Annotated in this window: 19 protein-coding genes; 9 read left to right on the top strand and 10 right to left on the bottom strand. The window is 63.5% G+C overall.

Annotated features, from left to right (window positions below):
* Positions 1-23: 23 nt before the first annotated feature.
* The 3 genes from HNQ95_RS14085 to HNQ95_RS14075 all read right to left on the bottom strand — a co-directional run bounded on the left by HNQ95_RS14085 (position 24) and on the right by HNQ95_RS14075 (position 2,695).
* Positions 24-1,154, bottom strand: coding sequence for a patatin-like phospholipase family protein (locus tag HNQ95_RS14085; RefSeq protein ID WP_067956662.1), 1,131 nt, complete (start codon positions 1,152-1,154; stop codon positions 24-26).
* Between the two features lie 45 nt (positions 1,155-1,199).
* Entirely contained in the window at positions 1,200-1,982 is a 783-nt protein-coding gene (locus HNQ95_RS14080) for a 3-hydroxybutyrate dehydrogenase (RefSeq protein ID WP_182574271.1), read from the bottom strand.
* Between the two features lie 119 nt (positions 1,983-2,101).
* Positions 2,102-2,695 (bottom strand): hypothetical protein, encoded by a 594-nt coding sequence (locus tag HNQ95_RS14075; RefSeq protein ID WP_182574272.1) that lies wholly within the window; start codon positions 2,693-2,695, stop codon positions 2,102-2,104.
* Between the two features lie 171 nt (positions 2,696-2,866).
* Between HNQ95_RS14075 and ispG the strand changes: the two genes are divergently transcribed.
* Positions 2,867-4,117, top strand: a complete 1,251-nt coding sequence (gene ispG / locus HNQ95_RS14070; RefSeq protein ID WP_182574273.1) for a flavodoxin-dependent (E)-4-hydroxy-3-methylbut-2-enyl-diphosphate synthase — start codon at positions 2,867-2,869, stop codon at positions 4,115-4,117.
* A gap of 2 nt (positions 4,118-4,119) precedes the next feature.
* The gene (locus tag HNQ95_RS14065) at positions 4,120-4,974 is read left to right on the top strand and encodes a transglycosylase SLT domain-containing protein (protein ID WP_182574274.1); all 855 of its coding nucleotides are present in this window, start codon (positions 4,120-4,122) and stop codon (positions 4,972-4,974) included.
* Between the two features lie 12 nt (positions 4,975-4,986).
* Here the strand turns inward: HNQ95_RS14065 and HNQ95_RS14060 are convergent, their stop codons facing one another.
* From HNQ95_RS14060 to HNQ95_RS14045, 4 genes are all read right to left on the bottom strand, one after another.
* On the bottom strand, positions 4,987-5,457 hold the full coding sequence (locus HNQ95_RS14060) for a PTS sugar transporter subunit IIA (RefSeq protein ID WP_182574275.1): 471 nt from the start codon (positions 5,455-5,457) through the stop codon (positions 4,987-4,989).
* 2 nt (positions 5,458-5,459) lie between these two features.
* Positions 5,460-5,645 (bottom strand): hypothetical protein, encoded by a 186-nt coding sequence (locus tag HNQ95_RS14055; protein WP_182574276.1) that lies wholly within the window; start codon positions 5,643-5,645, stop codon positions 5,460-5,462.
* 140 nt (positions 5,646-5,785) lie between these two features.
* The gene (locus HNQ95_RS14050; RefSeq protein WP_182574277.1) at positions 5,786-8,113 is read right to left on the bottom strand and encodes a response regulator; all 2,328 of its coding nucleotides are present in this window, start codon (positions 8,111-8,113) and stop codon (positions 5,786-5,788) included.
* Positions 8,114-8,232: 119 nt separating this feature from the next.
* Positions 8,233-9,150, bottom strand: a complete 918-nt coding sequence (locus HNQ95_RS14045) for a polyprenyl synthetase family protein (RefSeq protein ID WP_067956690.1) — start codon at positions 9,148-9,150, stop codon at positions 8,233-8,235.
* 128 nt (positions 9,151-9,278) lie between these two features.
* Here HNQ95_RS14045 and mtgA point away from each other — a divergent pair, with 128 nt between their 5' ends.
* From mtgA to HNQ95_RS14030, 3 genes are all read left to right on the top strand, one after another.
* On the top strand, positions 9,279-9,989 hold the full coding sequence (mtgA, locus tag HNQ95_RS14040) for a monofunctional biosynthetic peptidoglycan transglycosylase (RefSeq protein WP_182574295.1): 711 nt from the start codon (positions 9,279-9,281) through the stop codon (positions 9,987-9,989).
* A 153-nt stretch (positions 9,990-10,142) separates the two neighbouring features.
* Positions 10,143-10,325: a 50S ribosomal protein L32 gene (gene rpmF, locus HNQ95_RS14035; RefSeq protein WP_008834724.1), complete on the top strand. Its 183-nt coding sequence runs from the start codon at positions 10,143-10,145 to the stop codon at positions 10,323-10,325.
* 171 nt (positions 10,326-10,496) lie between these two features.
* Positions 10,497-10,910, top strand: a complete 414-nt coding sequence (locus HNQ95_RS14030; protein ID WP_067956693.1) for a hypothetical protein — start codon at positions 10,497-10,499, stop codon at positions 10,908-10,910.
* 32 nt (positions 10,911-10,942) lie between these two features.
* Here the strand turns inward: HNQ95_RS14030 and HNQ95_RS14025 are convergent, their stop codons facing one another.
* A complete protein-coding gene (locus tag HNQ95_RS14025; RefSeq protein ID WP_067956696.1) occupies positions 10,943-11,371 on the bottom strand; it encodes a GlcG/HbpS family heme-binding protein in 429 nt (142 codons plus the stop codon).
* A gap of 342 nt (positions 11,372-11,713) precedes the next feature.
* Positions 11,714-12,313, bottom strand: a complete 600-nt coding sequence (gene phaR / locus HNQ95_RS14020) for a polyhydroxyalkanoate synthesis repressor PhaR (protein WP_067966042.1) — start codon at positions 12,311-12,313, stop codon at positions 11,714-11,716.
* A gap of 294 nt (positions 12,314-12,607) precedes the next feature.
* On the opposite strand from phaR, the gene HNQ95_RS14015 reads away from it, so the two are divergent.
* Together HNQ95_RS14015 and HNQ95_RS14010 are read left to right on the top strand one after the other, a co-directional pair.
* Positions 12,608-13,792 carry an acetyl-CoA C-acetyltransferase gene (locus tag HNQ95_RS14015; RefSeq protein ID WP_067956699.1) on the top strand — a complete coding sequence of 395 codons (1,185 nt, stop codon included), beginning with the start codon at positions 12,608-12,610 and terminating at the stop codon, positions 13,790-13,792.
* Positions 13,793-13,904: 112 nt separating this feature from the next.
* The gene (locus tag HNQ95_RS14010; RefSeq protein ID WP_067956702.1) at positions 13,905-14,627 is read left to right on the top strand and encodes a beta-ketoacyl-ACP reductase; all 723 of its coding nucleotides are present in this window, start codon (positions 13,905-13,907) and stop codon (positions 14,625-14,627) included.
* Between the two features lie 72 nt (positions 14,628-14,699).
* Here HNQ95_RS14010 and aqpZ read toward each other — a convergent pair whose 3' ends face one another.
* The gene (gene aqpZ / locus HNQ95_RS14005; protein ID WP_067956705.1) at positions 14,700-15,389 is read right to left on the bottom strand and encodes an aquaporin Z; all 690 of its coding nucleotides are present in this window, start codon (positions 15,387-15,389) and stop codon (positions 14,700-14,702) included.
* Between the two features lie 366 nt (positions 15,390-15,755).
* Here aqpZ and HNQ95_RS14000 point away from each other — a divergent pair, with 366 nt between their 5' ends.
* Positions 15,756-15,995, top strand: a complete 240-nt coding sequence (locus HNQ95_RS14000) for a hypothetical protein (RefSeq protein ID WP_182585797.1) — start codon at positions 15,756-15,758, stop codon at positions 15,993-15,995.
* Positions 15,996-16,130: 135 nt separating this feature from the next.
* Positions 16,131-19,379 (top strand): helicase-related protein, encoded by a 3,249-nt coding sequence (locus tag HNQ95_RS13995; protein ID WP_182574278.1) that lies wholly within the window; start codon positions 16,131-16,133, stop codon positions 19,377-19,379.
* The last annotated feature ends 3 nt before the right edge of the window (positions 19,380-19,382 follow it).

Below are 19,382 nucleotides of genomic sequence, written 5' to 3'. Positions count from 1 at the left end.
CCCCAATGGCGGATTTTCGCGGGTTAGTTGTGCTGGCGAACGGCAGCTGGCTTGGTTCTGGTGGCCAGAAACTCGCGGACGCGGCGCCCGACCGAGGGGCCATGCAGCGGCTTGAAGCCGTCGTCGAGCTGCCCGGATAGGTCGAGCGTGGCCTTCGTGCCCACCGAATCAAAGTTGTCCTCGAGCCAGTCGCTGGCCGCCGTGCGGCCAAGGTCGCGCAAGTATTCGAGGAACGCCCACTCGGCATTTACCTTCGACGACGCTGAAAGATCCTTGAACGCCTCGTCGGCGTCGATGCGGTGCATGCGGATGTCGCGGAACTCACCATGAGGCAGGCGGCCTGCTGCGATCAGCTCCTTGATGAAGGCGATGGCGCGGAATTCGCGCAGCAGGCCGGCATTGAAGGTGATCTCGTCGATGCGGTTCTGGATTTCGTTGGCCGTCTTCGGCGTCTGTTCGCGGATGACGGGGTTGATCTGGACGAGCAGGACGTCGTCCGTTTCATTGGCCTTGAAGAACGGATAGATCGCTGGATTGCCGCCATAGCCGCCGTCCCAATAGGGCACGCCATTGATCTCGACGGCCTGGAAGATCTGTGGCAGACAGGCCGAGGCCATCACCGTGTCGAGGTCGATCTCGCCGTCGCTGAACACACGCAACTGTCCGGTCTCGACATTGGTCGCCGAGATGAACAGGTCGATGTCCTTGCAGGCGCGGACATTGGCGAAGTCGATCTCCTCGGCGACGACGTCCCGCAGCGGGTTGAGGTTCAGGGGATTGGCGACATAGGGCGACAGCACCCGCGACATGGTGTCGAACCAGATGTAGCCGGGGGTGTTCTCGATCGACCAATTGCCCCACAGCACGTCCCATGGCGAACGCTGCACCGGGCTGAAGCGTCCCTTTCGTGCGACTGCCCGCCAGAACCCAGCGAGCTTGGCGCGTGCTCCCTCGGCACCGCCGCGGACCCAGCCGTCGGCCAACGCCACCGCGTTCATCGCGCCGGCGCTGGTGCCGGAGATGGCCCTGATGTCGAGCCGGCCGTCCTCCAGCAGGCGATCGAGCACGCCCCAGGAGAAGGCTCCGTGCGAACCTCCACCCTGCAGCGCCACGTTGATCGGCTTGTTCTCCTCCGCCGTGCCGTTTCCAGTCATGGCGTCATTGTCCTTTGTGTCGGGGTTCGTCCGCCTGGCGGAGCGTTACTGAGCCGTCCAGCCGCCATCGACCGAGATGTGGGTGCCGTTGATCTGGCTTGCCGCCGGGGAGGCGAGGAAGACGGCAGTCGCTGCGATCTGCTCGACGGTGACGAATTCCTTGGTCGGCTGGCGGTCGAGCATGACCTCGCGGATCACCGTCTCGCGGTCCATGTTGTGCGCCTTCATCTGGTCGGGGATCTGCGCCTCGACCAGTGGGGTCAGCACATAGCCGGGGCAGATGGCGTTGCAGGTGATCTTGTACTGCGCCAGTTCCAGCGCCACCGTCTTGGTCAGGCCCATAATGCCATGCTTGGCCGAGACATAGGCAGACTTGTAGGCCGAGGCTACCAGGCCATGGGCCGAGGCGATGTTGATGATGCGGCCGCTGCCGGCCTTCTTCATCAGCGGGATCGCGGCCGCGGTGGTGTGGAACGCCGACGTCAGGTTGATGGCGATGATGGCGTCCCACTTCTCTGTAGGGAAGTCCTCGACCGGGGCGACATGCTGGATGCCGGCATTGTTGACCAGAACGTCGACGGTACCGAATTCCTCGGCGGCCCTGGCGACCAGCGCCCGGCATTCGGCCGCCTTGGACATGTCGGCGTTGATGTAGACGACCTCGGCCTTGTGTTCCTTCGACAGCCGTTCGGCGATGGCATGGTCGGCCGGCGTATCGGAAAAGGAGTTGATGACGACGTTCATGCCGTCGCGGGCAAAAGCCTCGGCGATGGCGAGGCCGATGCCGGAGGTCGAGCCGGTGACGATGGCGGTCCTGGTCGCGGTCATGCAGGAAAATCCTTCGGGAATCTTTATGGTGCGATGCAACATATACGTGCTGTGCGGCGCAAAAGAAGCACCGCTGTCGCACAGTTTCGTGAAATTGTGGGGTGAGGACCGAGTTTTTCCTACCAGTCGTCGTAGGCCGGGCACTCGGATGAGGCCTGCTTCGACAGCAGGAAGCGCTTGTCGTCGGCGCCGGACAACAACTCGACCCCGCCTTCTTCGTCCTCGCCGCAATCCGATGTCATACGCAGTCGGCCAAGCGCCTCGAGATCGACCACTATCTTGCCGCCGACGCTGCGTTTGACCATCACGCCGCCGCCGTCGCAATCGACGCCGCAGAAGATCGACTTGCCGTCGTCGCTGGGGCTGCATTCGCCCATCGCGCTGAGCGGCTTCGCCTGCTTGTGGCCGCGCAGTCTGGCCAGGACCTCGAAATAATAGTTGCGCTGGCCCTTGGGGTAAAACGCGTCCGGCTCGTGAATGTAGTAGGCGATGCGGAACTGCATTTCCGTCACCTGCTGCTTCGGATGCGCCTTGAGATGCGCTTCGTCGTAGATCCGGCCGAAACAGGCGCGTGCGCCGGCTTCAGGGGGGATGAAATTGGCGAGTACACCCTCCTTGCCGGGTTCGATTGCCTGGGTGCGGGCTTGGGCGCAAACTAGCAGTGCTGACAGGGCGACAAGCGGCAAGACGGGACTGCGGAGCGATGCTGCCATGAAATCCCCCATGGATGTGGGTCCACACTACAGCATTGGACGCCGTTGTTCATCTCCGCTTGCTGCCAGGTTAACGCCGCCCTTGGCGGGCGCGACCACCTGCGATATTGACATCGCGCGCAGCGCGCGCCACCTCAGGCGCGGATACCTCGAGCTTCAAGAAGGCCGTCGATGACCGGCTATTTTTCGTCCCCATTTGCCCGCCGCAAGTCGGTCGGCGTCAGCGTCGGCGGCGTGATCGTTGGTGGCGAAGCACCCGTCGTCGTGCAGTCGATGACCAACACCGATACGGCCGACATCGACAAGACCGTCGCCCAGGTCGCAGCGCTTCATCGCGCCGGGTCCGAAATCGTGCGCATCACCGTCGACCGCGACGAAAGTGCCGCCGCCGTTCCGCATATCCGCGACCGTCTCGCCCGCCTTGGCATCAACGTGCCTTTGGTCGGCGATTTCCATTACATCGGCCACAAGCTGCTTGCCGACCATCCCGCTTGTGCTGAGGCGCTGGCCAAGTACCGCATCAATCCGGGCAATGTCGGGTTCAAGGAGAAGAAGGACAAGCAGTTTGCCGACATCGTCGAGATGGCGATCCGCCACGACAAGCCTGTGCGCATCGGCGTCAACTGGGGCTCGCTCGACCAGGATTTGCTGACCCGGCTGATGGACGAGAACCAGGCGAACGGCTCGCCGCTCACCGCCAGCCAGGTCATGCACGAGGCGATCGTGCAGTCGGCGCTGATCTCGGCGGATCTCGCCGAAGAAATCGGCCTGCCGCGTGAAAACATCATCCTTTCGGCCAAGGTCAGCGGCGTCCAGGACCTGATCGCCGTCTACACAATGCTCGCCGCTCGCTCCAACCACGCGCTGCATCTCGGCCTGACCGAAGCAGGCATGGGCTCGAAAGGCATCGTCGCCTCGTCGGCGGCGATGGGCATCCTGTTGCAGCAGGGCATCGGCGACACCATCCGCATCTCGCTGACGCCTGAGCCCAATGGCGACCGCACCAGGGAAGTCCAGGTGTCGCAGGAGCTGCTGCAGACGATGGGCTTCCGCCAGTTCGTGCCGATCGTTGCCGCATGCCCGGGTTGCGGCCGCACCACCTCGACCGTGTTCCAGGAGCTGGCCCAGAACATCCAGGACGATCTGCGCAAGAACATGCCGGTCTGGCGCGAGAAGTATCCCGGCGTCGAAATGCTGAAGGTTGCGGTGATGGGCTGCATCGTCAATGGTCCGGGCGAATCCAAGCATGCCGACATCGGCATCTCGTTGCCTGGCACCGGCGAGACGCCGACGGCGCCTGTGTTCATCGACGGCAAGAAGGCCGCGACGCTGCGCGGTCCAGCGATCGCTGCGGATTTCGAAAAGATGGTTGCCGATTATATCGAGCAGCGTTTCGGCCGCGGCCAGGCGGCAGCCGAATAGGGATGCGCAACCTGTCGAGGGCAGCTCTGGCTTTCCTCGTCTCGCTTGCCATGTGCCTGCCTGCATTGGCCGATCCGCCACGGTCGCCGAAGAAGACCCATGCCGCGCGCGTCTGCGAGCTCATCGACACCCATGCCCGACGCCACGGCCTGCCCAGCGAGTTCTTCGCAAGACTGATCTGGAAGGAGAGCCGTTTCGATCCGAATGCGGTGAGCCCGGCAGGTGCGGAAGGCATTGCCCAGTTCATGCCCGGTACCGCCGCGATGCGCGGCCTCGCCAATCCGTTCGACATGGAGCAGGCGATCCCGGCGTCGGCGCGCTATCTCGGCGAGCTCAAATCCGGCTTCGGCAATCTTGGCCTGGCCGCCGCTGCCTACAATGCCGGCGAGAACCGCGTCGCGCGCTGGCTGTCGTCAGGCGGCTTCCTGCCGCTCGAAACCGAGGACTATGTGCTCGACATCATGGGCGAGCCGGCCGACAATTTTGCCGACAAGGCCCATGTCGGCACGAACCGGCCGCTCGATCCCAACATGTCTTTTGCCGCCGCCTGCCAGAACCTGAAGGTGATCATGTCCCAGACAGTCGCCATGGCCAGCGTGCATGTGAAACCCTGGGGCATCCAGGTCGCCGGCAATTTCCGCCGCGCGGCGGCGATCAGGCAGTGGCAGCGGCTCGAGGGACGATTTCCGAAGCTGCTGTCGTCGCATGATCCTGTCGTAAGTCGGGTGCGTACGCCAATCGGCCGACGTGGCATCTATGCCGTGCGCATCGGCGCCGACGACCGCAGCGAAGCAGGCCAGATCTGCCAGAGCCTGCGCAGCATCGGCGGCTCCTGCATCGTGGTCAGGAACCGCTGACGGCCGGTCTGTTCAGGCGGCTGCCGAGCTCTTGAGCGGCTGGTCCGTGAGCAAGCGATGACAGGTGGCAGCGTCGCCTGCCTTGCGCAGGCTTGCCACCACTTCGACGTCGCGCAGCCGACGGGCGATCTTGGCCAGCACGTTGAGATGTTCCTGCGGCGAGGCCTCCGGCAACAGCAGCAGCACGACAAGGTCGACATCCCGGTCGTCGATAGCCTCGAAGGCACAGGGTGCGGCCAGTCTTACAAACGCGCCATAGGGCGTCTGCAGCCCGCGCAACCTGGAATGCGGGATGGCAACGCCTTGGCCAAGCCCGGTCGAGCCGAGCTTTTCCCTGGCTGCAAGCGTCGAACTGATCTCGGCGGCCGGACAGCCGGTGCGGCGTGCGGCATGCGCCGCAAGCGCTTTGAGCAGTCGTGTCTTGCTCTCCGGCCGGAGGTCGAGGACCACGTCCTCGACCGAAATCACGTCCGAGATTTCCATTGTCAGCTTGAAAGCATGGTGGCCAACGCCAGGCCGCCCAGCAGCACGCCGGTGACGAAGAACAGGCGGGTGAACATGAAGGGCTCGGTCTGGCCCTTGACCAGCTTACCGTCATTGGCGGCATCACGGCGCATGGGCTCTGTGGTCCGTGCACTGACGAACCGGTCGGGCATCTGGGTACGAAGCATTTTCTTACTTCCTTGTTGTTCACGCCGGAGCGGCGAGGTCGCCGTCGTCCGGTCGCGTCAGGAAGGTAAAATCAGCCGCATCAGGATTCGAGACGGGCGGAACTGCCAAGAAATAAAGAAGTCATAGGCAGTTTGCGTCGTCACGCAGACTGGACGAGCTCGGCGCTCTCGCTCAGCCAGGTGCCGATCTTGGCGCCGAGCTTGTCGGGCGACACCGGCTTGGGCAGGTAATCGTCCATGCCGGCGTCAATGCATTTCTCGCGGTCGCCCTTCAACGCATGCGCTGTCACACCGATGATCGGCGTGCGGCTGCCATTGGCCGCTTCCTCCAAGCGGATGGCGCGTGTCGCCTCGTAGCCGTTCATCTCCGGCATCGAAACATCCATCAGGATCAGCTTGGGCTTGAAGGTGCGGTACATCTCCACCGCCGTGCGGCCATTGCCGGCGATGCGGTGGCTGAGCCCGAGGCCGGATAGAATCTGGCCGAAGACGAGCTGGTTGACCTCATTGTCCTCGGCCACCAGGACGTCGAGCCCGCTGGATTGCAACACTGCCGGCTCGTGATGGGCGACCGGTGCGACGGAAGGGCCGCGGATGACCGTGAATGCAGGTGTGTGTCGGACCGGCTCGCGCACGAATTCGGTGCGGCCGGCCTGCGATCGGGCCTTCTGCACCGCAGCGATCACCGTGCCGAGCAGCACTGCCGAGCGGGCGGGCTTGGTCAGATGCGCGGCGATGCCGAAATCGAGCACCATGCGGGAGAAATCGATTTGGTCGACCGAAGTTAACAGCACCACCGGGATCGACGAGATGCGGCTGTCGGCGGCGATTGCCTTGGCGACATCGGCGCCGTTCATGCCGGGCATCTGGTAGTCGAGGATGACGCAGTCGACGCTGGCGCCGAGCTGGGCGGCGCGGTCCAGGAAGGCGAGGCCGATGGCGCCGCTTTCCGCGGCTGCACAGTCGAAACCCCAGCTCTTCAGCTGCTCCAGCAGGATTTCGCGGTTGACCGGATTGTCGTCGATGACCAGCACGCGCGCGCCGGTGACGTCGACCGGCACGACGCTGCTTTCCTGTTGCGCTTCATGGACCGGCAGCATCGCTGTGAACCAGAACACCGAACCCTTGCCCAGCTCGCTTTCGACGCCGATACGGCCCCCCATCAGGTCGACAAGGCGGGCCGCGATGGCAAGGCCGAGGCCGGTGCCTTCATGGCGACGCGTCGAGCTGCCGTCGACCTGGGCGAATTTCTCGAACACGCTCTGCAGCTTGTCCGCGGGGATGCCGATGCCGGTGTCCTCGACACGGATGCTGAGTGCCACGGTCCCATCGACGACCTCGCCGGTCACGTCGACAAGCACATGGCCGCGCTCGGTGAACTTCACCGCATTGCCGAGCATGTTGGTGATGATCTGGCGGAAGCGCCCGACGTCGCCGGTGACATGGCTCGGCAGGCGGGGATCGACGCGGACGATGAGCTCGAGGTTCTTTTCGGCAACCCGGGCCGAGATCAGCGTCGCGACATCCTCGACCGCCTCGCCGAGATGGAACGGGGCCGGGTCGAGCGTCAACTGGCCGGCGTTGATCTTGGAGAAGTCGAGTACGTCGTTGATGATCGTCAGCAGCGCGTTGCCCGATTTCACGATGACTTCAGTGAAGGTCTTCTGGCGTGGCGTCAGGTCGGTGCGTGCCAAGAGCTCGGCCATGCCGAGGACACCGTTCATCGGCGTCCGGATCTCATGGCTCATATTGGCAAGGAATTCCGACTTTGCCCGGTCGGCCGCTTCGGCCTTCGACAGCGACTCGGCACTTTCGGAGAATGCCTTGCGGATGGCGTGTTCCATCGGGCGGAAGACCCACGCAGCGACGCCGCCGATGACCAGGATCAGCAGTGCGGCGGCCGTGGTCAGCAGCCGGTCGCTGCGCGCTTCGGCATAACGGCGTTCGTTTTCCATGGCGGCCGTGGCGCGCAGCAGCATCGGCTGGGCGAAAAGATCGTTCTGGTTGCGGATCTCGCGATAGCTCCATTCGTCGGAGGTCTTGGCACTCGCCAGCGCTCCGAGGTTGTGGGTGATGTCGCGTGCCGACCAGAACAGATCGCCATTGACGGATGCGCTGTCGAGTTCGCGCACGGATTTGTCGGACAGGCTGGGGCGGACGGTGTCGATCGAGCTGGCCAGGTGGCTGATGCGGGCGTCGAGCCTGAGAGCATGGTTGCGGGCGGCAGCCGCCAGCGCTTCCTGCGTTTCCGGCCGCCAGGTACCGTTCGTCGTCTCGGCGAAGCTGCTGGCATTGCGCAGTTCGCGTGAGAACAGTTGTAGCTCGGCGGCAATGGCATCGACGTCGCGGCGATAAGTATTGCCCTGGCTGAAGGCCAGCATGACGGCGATAGACGTCAGGGCGAAGATCAGGAGACCCGAAAGATATCGGATCCGTATGGAACGGATGAAGGACGAGTGCTCCGGCATGCGCAACCCCAAACACATACGCACAATTTTACAGAGCCGGAATAGACACCATTAACATTAAGAGTTTCTGACCCGCACAACTTGTCCGCGAAATGTTGCTTGCCGGCTGACAGTAAAGATCAGCTGTTGCGCTCTGCGACGAAACTTGCGGCAGCTTTGAGCATGATTGCGCGTTCGCCGAAGGGCTCCAGCAAGTCGTGCGCCTGGTTGACCAGGCCAACAAGCTGGGAGCGGGCCCAGTTGGGGCCGTGGAGTGAAACCAGCGTCGCCTTGCCGGCGGCTGCGTCCTTGCCGGTTGCCTTGCCCATCGTCTCGGCGTCGGCGGTGAGGTCGAGCAGGTCGTCGGCAAGCTGGAAGGCGAGCCCGATCGCCGAACCGAACTCGGCCAGTCTTTCACGCTCGTCGGCAGATGCGCCGCCAACGATGGCGCCGGCCTCGCAGGCGAAGCGGATCAGGGCGCCGGTCTTCATCGCTTGCAGTTTTATGATGCCTGTTTCGTCGGGTTTGTTGTGTTCGGCGTCGAGATCGAGTGCCTGGCCGCCGACCATGCCGCCGGGGCCGGCAGCGCGCGCCAGCGCCAAGACGAGGGCTGCGCGGCGGTCGGCCGGCAACGGCGTCGCCTCGTCGGCAATAATGTCGAAGGCAAAGGTCAACAGGCCGTCGCCGGCGAGGATCGCCGTCGCCTCGTCGAAAGCCTTGTGCACCGTCGGTTGGCCGCGGCGCAGGTCGTCGTCGTCCATCGCCGGCAGGTCGTCATGGATCAGCGAATAGCAATGCACACATTCGAGCGCAGTTGCGACACGCAGAGCTGCCTCGCCATCAGCATCGAACAGGGCAGCACTCTCCAGCACCAGGAATGGGCGCAGCCGCTTGCCGCCGTTGAGCACGCCATGGCGCATCGCCGCCATCAGATGCCCGGGCCGTGCGATCTCGCCGGACAGGGGGCTCTCGCCGAGCAACTGCCGCAACCGCGTTTCGACTGTTTCCGCGCGCATGCGCAGGAAGGTTTCGAACATGATATCGCTGTCGATCGTCATGGCGGCGAGCGGTAGCCGACAGTCAGACGTTGCGCAAGAAGCCAAGCGCCTTTATGCCAAAAGGCTGACAAGACAGGGCGGACGGGTTGTCGGAACCGATCATAGAGCCGGAAACCGAAAGGCTGGAGATGGCAGCAGCGCGACGCGGGATGTTCTCGCGCGGAAGCCTGCGCCGCTGGGTGCGGCTCGGTGCGCTGCTCGCCGCGCTGATGATCGCGCTGCCGGTGGTGTTGACCATCCTCTATCTGCCTCCGGTCGTGCGCCCGATCTCGACGCTGATGATCAAGGATGTCGTCACGCTGCAGGGCTATGACCGCCAGTGGGTGCCGCTCGACGACATCGCGCCCGTCATGGCGCATTCCGTCATCATGTCCGAGGACGGGCAATTCTGCGCCCACAGGGGCGTCGACCTGGGTGAGTTGCGTGGTGTCATAAGCGATGCGCTCGACGGGGAATCGACTCGTGGTGCTTCGACCATCCCGATGCAGACGGTGAAGAATCTTTATCTCTGGAATGGCCGCTCGTTCCTGCGGAAGGCTCTGGAACTGCCGCTGGCGATCTATTTCGATGCGCTGATGCCCAAGCGGCGGATCATGGAGATCTATCTCAATATCGCCGAGTGGGGCCCCAACATCTACGGCGTCGAGGCGGCGTCGCAGCATTATTTCGGCAAGCCGGCCAGCCAGCTGTCGCGGCGCCAGGCAGCGCTTCTGGCGGTAACCTTGCCCAATCCGGCGGCACGCAATCCAGCCAAGCCTGGACCCGGGCTGAGGCGGCTCGCATCGGTCATCGAGCGCCGCGCCACCAAGGCAGGCGCCTATGTACAGTGCCTGAACTAGATAGACGGCTGTCGGCTGAAAAAAGAGTCGCTTCGGGCTGGTCAAGCCTGCGTTCGCCGTGTATAGGCTCGCCAACTTTCTCAGTTTCCGGCCCATGCGCGGCCCTTTCACGAGGGCGGACAGGGTCATTTGACCGATTGGTGGAGTATATCCATGGCTGTTCCAAAACGAAAAACCTCCCCGTCCAAGCGCGGCATGCGCCGCTCGGCCGACGCGCTGAAGGCCCCGACCTATGTCGAGGACAAGAATTCCGGCGAAATGCGCCGCCCGCACCACATCGACCTCAAGACCGGCATGTATCGCGGTCGCCAGGTTCTGACGCCGAAGGAAAGCTAAGCAGCTTTTCCCGAGGGAAAGCCAAGCGGCTTTACCCGAGCGAGCAAATTGGGAAAGGACCGGCCTTGCCGGTCCTTTCTTTTTGCATGTCCGGATGATGGTGCTGAATTTCCTTGACGCCCGGCCGTCCGGGGATTCTAGAAGGTGCCAGCGCAAAGCGGAGACCGGTCCATGCTCGCGGGCATTCCCCTTCTGATCATACCCTTCGTCCTCTACAACATCGGCGTGGCCGGCTTGTTCGGCAGCGGCCCCGACGGCAATCCGTGGGCAACCGAGATCCTCACGTTGGGGATGATGTCGGGCGGCAGTTTTGCGCTTACCCTCGGCGACCTGCTGATCGTGGTGGCGCTGCTGCTTTTCTTCGTCGAGATCGTCAAGGCGACCCGCACGGGCAGCGCCTCTGTCGTCGATCACTTGCTTTCGACCTTCGTCTTTGTCGCGTTCCTGGTCGAATTCCTGCTGGTGCGCGGCGCCACCAGCTCGGTCTTCTTCATATTGATGGTGATTTCGCTGCTCGACGTGCTGGCTGGCTTCTCGGTATCGATCCGTTCGGCCAACCGGGACGTCACGTTTGGGCGCGAGTAGAAGCGCGCTCCTCGAGGAGCGCGCTTGATAGGTCAGACCTTGGCGACGAAGCCGGCCGATTCGATGCCGGCCATGGCCGCCAGTTCGTCATTGTCCGACGTGTCGCCCGAAATGCCGACCGCGCCGAGCACGTCGCCATTCTTGTTGCGGATCAACACGCCGCCCGGCACCGGTACGATCTTTCCGCCCGACACCGCCGAAAGCCCCTGGAAGAAATGCGGACGCTCGACGGCGGCAACGCCGAGTGCGCGCGAGCTCGAGCCGACGGCAAGCGCGCCATAGGCCTTGCCCGACGCCACTTCGGCGCGGATGAAGGGCGAGCCGTCCTGGCGCTGGAAGGCCAGGAGGTGGCCGCCGGCGTCGAGCACGGCGACGCCCAGGGGCTTGAACTTCTGCTCGGCGGCAAGGCCGAAAGCGGTGTCGATGATGGCGTTGGCCTTGGCCAGCGTCAGTTCGGTCATGTGCAGTCCTCCTGATAAAATCGATGGGCGTCTAGCAAACACCCTCCCGACGCCCGGCAAAACCCTGCGTCAGGTTGAAAATCTCTCGTCCTAAAGGGTAGGGGCGGGGGCGTGCTGCGTTGGCTTGCCGGTGGTTCAAGGAAGAGCTCAAGCTTCAAGTCTCTCCGGCCCTTCGCTGTCGCTCCGGGCGTTCGACGCTCGGAAAGCCAAGCAGTTGGCTTTCCGTCGGCCTTAAGTGCCGCAGTTCCCTGCCGGGGCCCCGCTGCCTCCGGCAGCTTCCCGGCGTTCGCACCCTTTGAAACGTCCACCGGACGTTTCAATCCGCCAAGGCGGACCGGGTGTTCACCCCATCGAATCGATCTTGCGCTGCATGGCGGCGAGCTGGTCCTTGAGTTCCTTGAGCTCGTCCGGCTTCTCGGGCGTTTCTTTCTTCGCCGGCTCTGCGGGCGCTGCGGTGCCGGGCATCGGAAACGGGGTGAACATGCGCATCGCGTTCTGGAACAGCTCCATGTTGCGGCGCGTCTGCTCTTCCAGCGCCTTCATCGGCGCGGTCCCCTTCATCATGTCCATCGGCGCCTTGCCGAAGGTCGCCTTCATCTGTTCGCGGAAGCGTTCCTGTTCCTTCGAGAAGGCGAGCATGGACTGTTCGAGGAAGCTCGGCACGACCATCTGCATCTGGTCGCCGTAATAGGAGATCAGCTGCCTGAGGAACGGGATCGGCAGCATGTTCTGGCCGTCCTTGTTCTCCAGTTCGAAGATGATCTGGGTCAAAACCGGGTGCGTGATATCCTCGCCGGTCTTGGCGTCCTGCACGGTAAATTCCTCGCCTTTCTTGACCATTTCGGCCAGGTCCTCGAGCGTGACGTAAGTACTCGTGCCGGTGTTGTAGAGGCGGCGGTTGGCGTATTTCTTGATTACGATTGGCGTGTCTTTGGCAACCATCAGCATCCTCCCCCGGAAGACCGGAATGCCGTGTAAGCAGCCGGTAACATTTCGCCGGCCACGAGGATAAGCGCAAAGCAATCGCAAATCCAAGTGGTTTGTGCACTGCGAGAAGGCAAGGCGAGGCAACGCCGGCAAAAAAAATGCTGCGCAGCATTGCTGCAGTGCGGCCGCAGCATCGGCGATCCGTTGATTTTCCGGTTTGACTCGGGTCCTGGAACGGGCAAGAAAAGTCATGAGCGCCAATGTCTCGAGGCGCCAGAACCATTCGTCAAACGAAGTCTGGAGAGAAACATGTCCGCCTCGTCCTCCATCGTCGTCGCCAGCGCCGCTCGAACGCCGGTCGGCTCGTTCAACGGTGCCTTCGCCAACACCCCGGCCCATGAACTCGGTGCAGTCGCGGTCCGCGAGGCGCTGGCACGCGCCGGTGTCGACCCCAGGGAAGTCGACGAAGTCATCCTCGGCCAGATCCTTGCCGCCGGCGCCGGCCAGAACCCGGCCCGCCAGGCGGCCATGGCGGCGGGTGTGCCGCAGGAGGCGACCGCCTGGGGCCTCAACCAGCTGTGCGGCTCGGGCCTGCGCACCATTGCCATCGGCATGCAGCAGATTGCTACCGGCGACGCCAAGATCATCGTCGCCGGCGGCCAGGAATCGATGTCGATGGCGCCGCACTGCCAGCACCTGCGTGGCGGCGTGAAGATGGGCGACTTCAAGATGATCGACACGATGATCAAGGACGGCCTGACCGACGCCTTCTACGGCTACCACATGGGCAACACCGCCGAGAACGTCGCGCGCCAGTGGCAGCTGACCCGCGACGAGCAGGACCAGTTCGCCGTCGCCTCGCAGAACAAGGCCGAAGCCGCGCAGGTTGCAGGCCGCTTCAAGGACGAGATCGTTCCGGTCACCATCAAGGGCAAGAAGGGCGACACCATCGTCGACCAGGACGAATACATCCGCCACGGTGCGACCCTCGATTCGCTTGCCAAGCTGCGGCCTGCCTTCGACAAGGAAGGTTCCGTCACCGCCGGCAATGCCTCCGGCATTAATGACGGCGCTGCCGCTGTCGTGCTGATGACCGAAGCCGAGGCTGTACGCCGCGGCCTCACCCCGCTGGTCCGCATCGTTTCCTGGGCGACAGCCGGCGTCGACCCGCAGATCATGGGCACCGGCCCGATCCCGGCGTCGCGCAAGGCGCTGGAAAAGGCCGGCTGGTCGGTCGGCGATCTCGACCTGGTCGAAGCCAACGAGGCTTTCGCCGCACAGGCCTGCGCGGTCAACAAGGACATGGGCTGGGATCCGGCGATCGTCAACGTCAATGGCGGCGCCATTGCCATCGGCCATCCGGTGGGCGCGTCCGGCGCCCGCGTCTTCAACACGCTGGTCTACGAAATGCGCCGGCGCAGTGCGAAAAAGGGTCTGGCGACCCTGTGCATCGGCGGCGGCATGGGCGTCGCGATGTGTGTCGAGGCGATGTAAATCGAAAACAAAAGGGCGGCCGATGTGCCGCCCTTTTTGTCTCTAAAAGCCTCTCGCAAGGGAAAAGCCTGTCGCAAGGGCAGTCCATCAAGCAGCAGAAAAGGGGAAACGCATGAGCAAGGTTGCACTGGTTACCGGAGGATCGCGCGGCATCGGTGCTGCTATTTCGATCGCGCTGAAGGAGGCGGGCTACTCGGTTGCGGCCAACTACGCCGGCAATGACGAAGCTGCGCAGAAGTTCAAGGCCGAGACGGGCATTCCGGTCTACAAATGGTCGGTCGCCGACTACGACGCCTGCGAGGCCGGCATCAAGCAGGTCGAGGCTGACCTCGGCCCCGTCTCGGTGCTGGTCAACAACGCCGGCATCACGCGCGACTCGATGTTCCACAAGATGACGCGCGAGCAGTGGAAGGAAGTCATCGACACCAACCTGAACGGTGCCTTCAACATGACCCATCCGCTGTGGAGCGGCATGCGTGACCGCAAGTTCGGCCGCGTCATCACCATCTCCTCTATCAACGGCCAGAAGGGCCAGGCCGGCCAGGCCAATTATTCGGCCTCCAAGGCAGGCGACATCGGCTTCACCAAGGCGCTGGCCCAGGAAGGCGCCCGCGCCGGCATCACCGTCAATGTCATCTGTCCCGGCTACATTGCCACCGAGATGGTGATGGCGGTTCCGGAAAAGGTGCGGGAATCGATCATCGCCCAGATCCCGGTCAGCAGGCTCGGCGAGCCTGAAGAGATCGCGCGCTGCGTGGTGTTCCTGGCATCGGAACAATCGGGCTTCATCACGGGCGCGACCCTGTCCGCAAACGGCGGACAATATTTCGTCTGACCGTCGGGCTTGCTGCCCCGAAACAAGAAAACGGCGCCGCAAGGCGCCGTTTTCGCGTCTGGCCGGTGAGGCTCAGTCCTTTTCGAACATCGCCTTGTGAACGATGCCGGCGATCGCCGCGCCGACGATCGGGGCTACCCAGAACAACCACAACTGCTGCAGGGCGATGCCGCCGACGAACAGCGCCGGTCCGGTCGAGCGGGCCGGGTTGACCGAGGTGTTGGTGACCGGAATCGAGATCAGGTGGATAAGCGTCAGCGCAAGGCCGATGGCGATCGGTGCGAAGCCGGCCGGCACGCGTCCATGGGTCGAGCCCAGGATGATCATCAGGAACATGAAGGTCAAAACGACCTCGATGATCAATGCCGAGGTCAGGCCATATTTGCCGGGTGAAGCGTCGCCATAGCCGTTGGTCGCGAAGCCGCCGATACCGGCAAAGTCGGCCTTACCGCTGACGATGAGGTAGAGCACCGTCGAGGCGACGATGGCGCCGACAAGCTGGGCGATGACATAAGGCACAAGGTTCTTGGCTTCGAAGCGACCGGCCATCATCAGGCCGACAGAGACTGCGGGGTTGAAGTGGCCGCCCGAGATGCCGCCGACGGCATAGGCCATGGTCAGCACGGTCAGGCCGAATGCCAGGGCTACGCCGGCAAAGCCGATGCCGAGTTCGGGAAACGCAGCCGCAAGCACCGCACTGCCGCAACCACCAAAGACAAGCCAGAATGTGCCGAGGAACTCGGCGAATAGACGTTTGCTCATGATCTTCCCTCCAGATGTCGTGCGCCTGCGTGGTGCGCCGCATTTTCCGGAGGCCCCGCCTGGGCAATCCCCGCCGCGCAGACTCAACATGCGGATGGAGACATGCCTCGCTGTCGCATTCAACGGGTGTGGTTCCCTTAACGTAATGCAATCACAGATATTTTCGTCGAACCAGCGGTGTGCCGCTTTGGCACGCAAAGATTAACGCGCCCGGGAGCCTGTTGTGGACAAGCCTGTGACTCCACGGTGGATAATCGGTGGAGTCGTTGGGGAAGACACAACATCTAGCGGTGAACAAATCAGGAAACTTGTCCTATCAGTGATTCGTCGCCTGTTCGTTCCGCATTTGGTTCAAATCTTAACGAAATGCCGCTCATCGACGATTCCAGCGTTAACCCGGAGATAGGAAACATCAACAAAATCATTATTTTGCGTCGGGTTTGCCAGAGCGTTCGGGCGCTTGGCCGGCAAAGGTTAACAGCAGTGGGCCAAAGCATGAAACGGGCCACTTTAGAGAATCTGCATGTGGTGCGACTTGCCAGCACGAAATCTATATGTTGGGGTGAACAAAACCTGAATCTGCCGGAGTCAGTGATTCGTCGCTGATTCGTTCCAGACTCGTTCCAACTCTTAAATCTGGAACATTCCGCTTTCGCTTCGTCTCGCAAATCCCTATGTGTCCAGTCGTCGTGAAAGCGGCGCAACGCCGGGTGGGCCCGGCGCCGAGGGCGGTTCCTTAGAATGAATGTTCACTCCAAGCAGAATGACCCCCTGATCCTGTCGGGTCGCGATGTGACAGCGGTCCTCGGGCCGACCAACACCGGCAAGACGCATCTCGCCATCGAGCGCATGGTCGCGCATGAAAGCGGCATCATCGGCCTGCCGCTCAGGCTGCTTGCCCGCGAGGTCTATGGCCGGCTCTGCGAGAAGGTTGGTGCCCATAAGGTTGCGCTGGTGACCGGCGAGGAGAAGATCCTGCCGGCCGGTGCCAAGTATTCCGTCTGCACCGTCGAGGCGATGCCGCGTCAGACCGATGCCGCCTTCGTCGCCATCGACGAGGTACAGCTCGCCGGCGATCTCGAGCGCGGCCATATCTTCACCGACCGCATCCTGCACCTGCGGGGCAGGCACGAAACGCTGCTGCTGGGTGCTGCCACCATGCACGGCATCCTGCAGAAGCTTTTGAAGGGCGTGTCGGTGGTCACCCGGCCGCGCCTGTCGCATCTTGCCTATGCCGGCTCCAAGAAGCTGACGCGCCTGCCGCGCCGCTCGGCCATCGTCGCCTTTTCGGCGGATGAGGTCTATGGCATCGCCGAGCTCATCCGCCGTCAGCAGGGCGGCGCTGCCGTCGTGCTCGGCGCGCTCAGCCCACGCACCCGCAACGCCCAGGTCGAACTCTACCAGTCCGGCGACGTCGACTACCTGATTGCCACAGATGCCATCGGCATGGGCCTCAATCTCGATGTCGACCATGTTGCCTTTGCCCAGAACCGCAAGTTCGACGGCTACCAGTATCGCCAGCTGACCGCCGCCGAGCTTGGCCAGATCGCCGGCCGTGCCGGCCGTCATCTTCGCGACGGCACCTTTGGCGTTACCGGCCAGGTCGATCCGTTCGACGAGGAGCTGATCGAGAAGATCGAAGGGCACGATTTCGAGCCGGTGAAGGTGCTGCAGTGGCGCACCGCTTCGTTCGACTTCACAAGCCTCGACACGCTCAAGCGCTCGATCGACACGGTGGCGCCCGTCGAGGGCCTGACGCGGGCGCTGCCTGCGGTCGACGCCCAGGCGCTCGAACACCTGTCGCGTGACGAAAACATCCGCTCGCTCGCCACCGGTCGCGAACGTGTCGCCCTTTTGTGGGAGACCTGCGCGCTGCCCGACTATCGCAGGATTGCGCCTGCCCAGCACGCCGACCTCATTGCGTCGATGTATGACGATCTCGCCCGCAACGGTCATGTCGACGAAAACTACATGGCCGAACAGGTGCGCCGCGCCGATTCCACCGAAGGCGACATCGACACGCTCTCCCACCGGATCGCACAGATCCGGACCTGGACTTTTGTCTCAAACCGCCCTGGCTGGCTTGCCGATCCGGCACACTGGCAAGAAAAAACGCGAAACATCGAAGACAGATTGTCGGATGCACTGCATGAGCGGTTGACGAAACGCTTTGTAGACCGCAGGACTTCCGTCCTCATGCGCCGCCTTAGAGAAAACACTATGCTTGAAGCCGAAATAAGCCCGTCCGGAACTGTCCTCGTCGAGGGCCACCATGTCGGCGAACTGCAAGGGTTCCGTTTCACCGCAGATCAGAGCGCTGGCGGAGAAGATGCCAAGGCCGTGCGCACGGCAGCGCAGAAGGCGCTCGCCACAGAATTCGACGCCCGCGCGGAGCGTTTCTCGGCGTCGCCCAATGGCGATATCGCGCTTGGCTCCGACGGCGTTCTGCGCTGGATCGGCGCGCCGATCGGCACGCTGGTCGAGGGCGAGGACGCGCTCAAGCCGCGCGTCGTGCTGCTCGCCGACGAGCAACTGACGGGCCCGGCCCGTGACAAGGTCGCGGCGCGCGCCGACCGTTTCGTCAATTTCCAGATTGAGTCGCTGCTCAAGCCGTTGGTCGATCTCAAGGCCGGCGAACAGCTTTCCGGCATTGGTCGTGGCATCGCTTTCCAGTTGGTCGAGAATTTCGGCCTGATCAATCGCCGCGACATCGCCGACGAGGTGAAGTCGCTCGACCAGGAAGGTCGCGCAGCACTTCGCCGTCTCGGCGTCCGCTTCGGCGCCTACCACGTCTTTGTACCGGCGATGATCAAGCCGGCACCGTCCGGCCTGGTGACACTGCTCTGGGCGCTCAAGAATGACGGCAAGGACAAGCCGGGCTTCGGCGATGTCGTCCATGCGTTGGCCGCCGGCCGTACGTCTGTTGTCATCGATCAGGCTTTCGACAAGACCTTCTACAAGCTCGCCGGATTCCGCAATCTTGGCCGCCGCGCCGTGCGTGTCGACATTCTCGAACGTCTCGCCGATCTGATCCGCCCGGCGCTTGCCTGGAAGCAGGGCATCGGTGCGCGTCCTGACGGTGCCTATGACGGCAGCGCCTTCATCGTCACGCCGCAGATGATGTCGATCCTCGGCGCAACCGGCGACGACATGGAAGAAATCCTCAAGGGCCTCGGCTATCGCGCCGAGCCGAAGCCGGCTGCCGAGGTCAAGGACAAGCTCGAGACGATCGACGCTGCCACGCGCGAGGCCGTGGCCAAGGCGCAGGCCGACAAGGCCGCAGCGGCAGCTGCCGCTGCCGGCCAGGCCGCCGAGGTTTCCACGGAAGCATTTGCCCAAGACGCGCAGGAAGCGGATGCCGAGCAGGCGCCGGAAGCTGTTGCCGAGGTTGCAGCTGAGGTCGTGGCCGAAGTGGCGGCCGAGCCTGCCGTCGAACCCGAGGCAGTTGCTGCACCCGCCGCAGAAGTGGAAGCCGTCGCAGAACCTGTAGCCGAAACGCTGTCGGAAGCGGCGGCCGTCGAGACTGCTGCAGCCGAAGCCCAGCCGGCAACTGCCGCCGCGGAGCCTGCCGAAGAACCCAAGCCGATCCTTTTGTGGCGTCAGGGCCGCTTCGAGCAGCGCCCGCGTCATCGCCAGGACAATCGCCCACGCGGCGGCCAGCGCGAGCAGCGTGCCGCCGGCGCACCCGCAGCCCGTCAGGGCCAGGGCGAGGGCAACCGCAGTGGCGGGCGCGAGGGTGGCGAAGGCCGTGATGGCGGCCGTCCGCGTTTCGACCGCAAGCCCGGCGGCAAGCCGCAGGGCGAGGGTGGGCGTCCCGAACACCGCAATCGCAATGAGCGTCCGCAGGGCGACAGGCACGGCGGCGACCGCAACGGCCCCAAGGGCAAGCCCGCCTTCCAGCCCAAGCCACGCGAGGAGCGTCCGGTGCGCATCGATCCGGATTCGCCCTTCGCCAAGCTCGCCGCGCTGCGCGACCAGCTCAAGAAGTAAGCG

Source organism: Aminobacter ciceronei (assembly GCF_014138625.1).
Taxonomy (GTDB): domain Bacteria; phylum Pseudomonadota; class Alphaproteobacteria; order Rhizobiales; family Rhizobiaceae; genus Aminobacter; species Aminobacter ciceronei.
The sequence above is the reverse complement of the archived record's forward strand: the minus strand, read 5'-3'. Positions and strand labels throughout refer to the sequence as shown.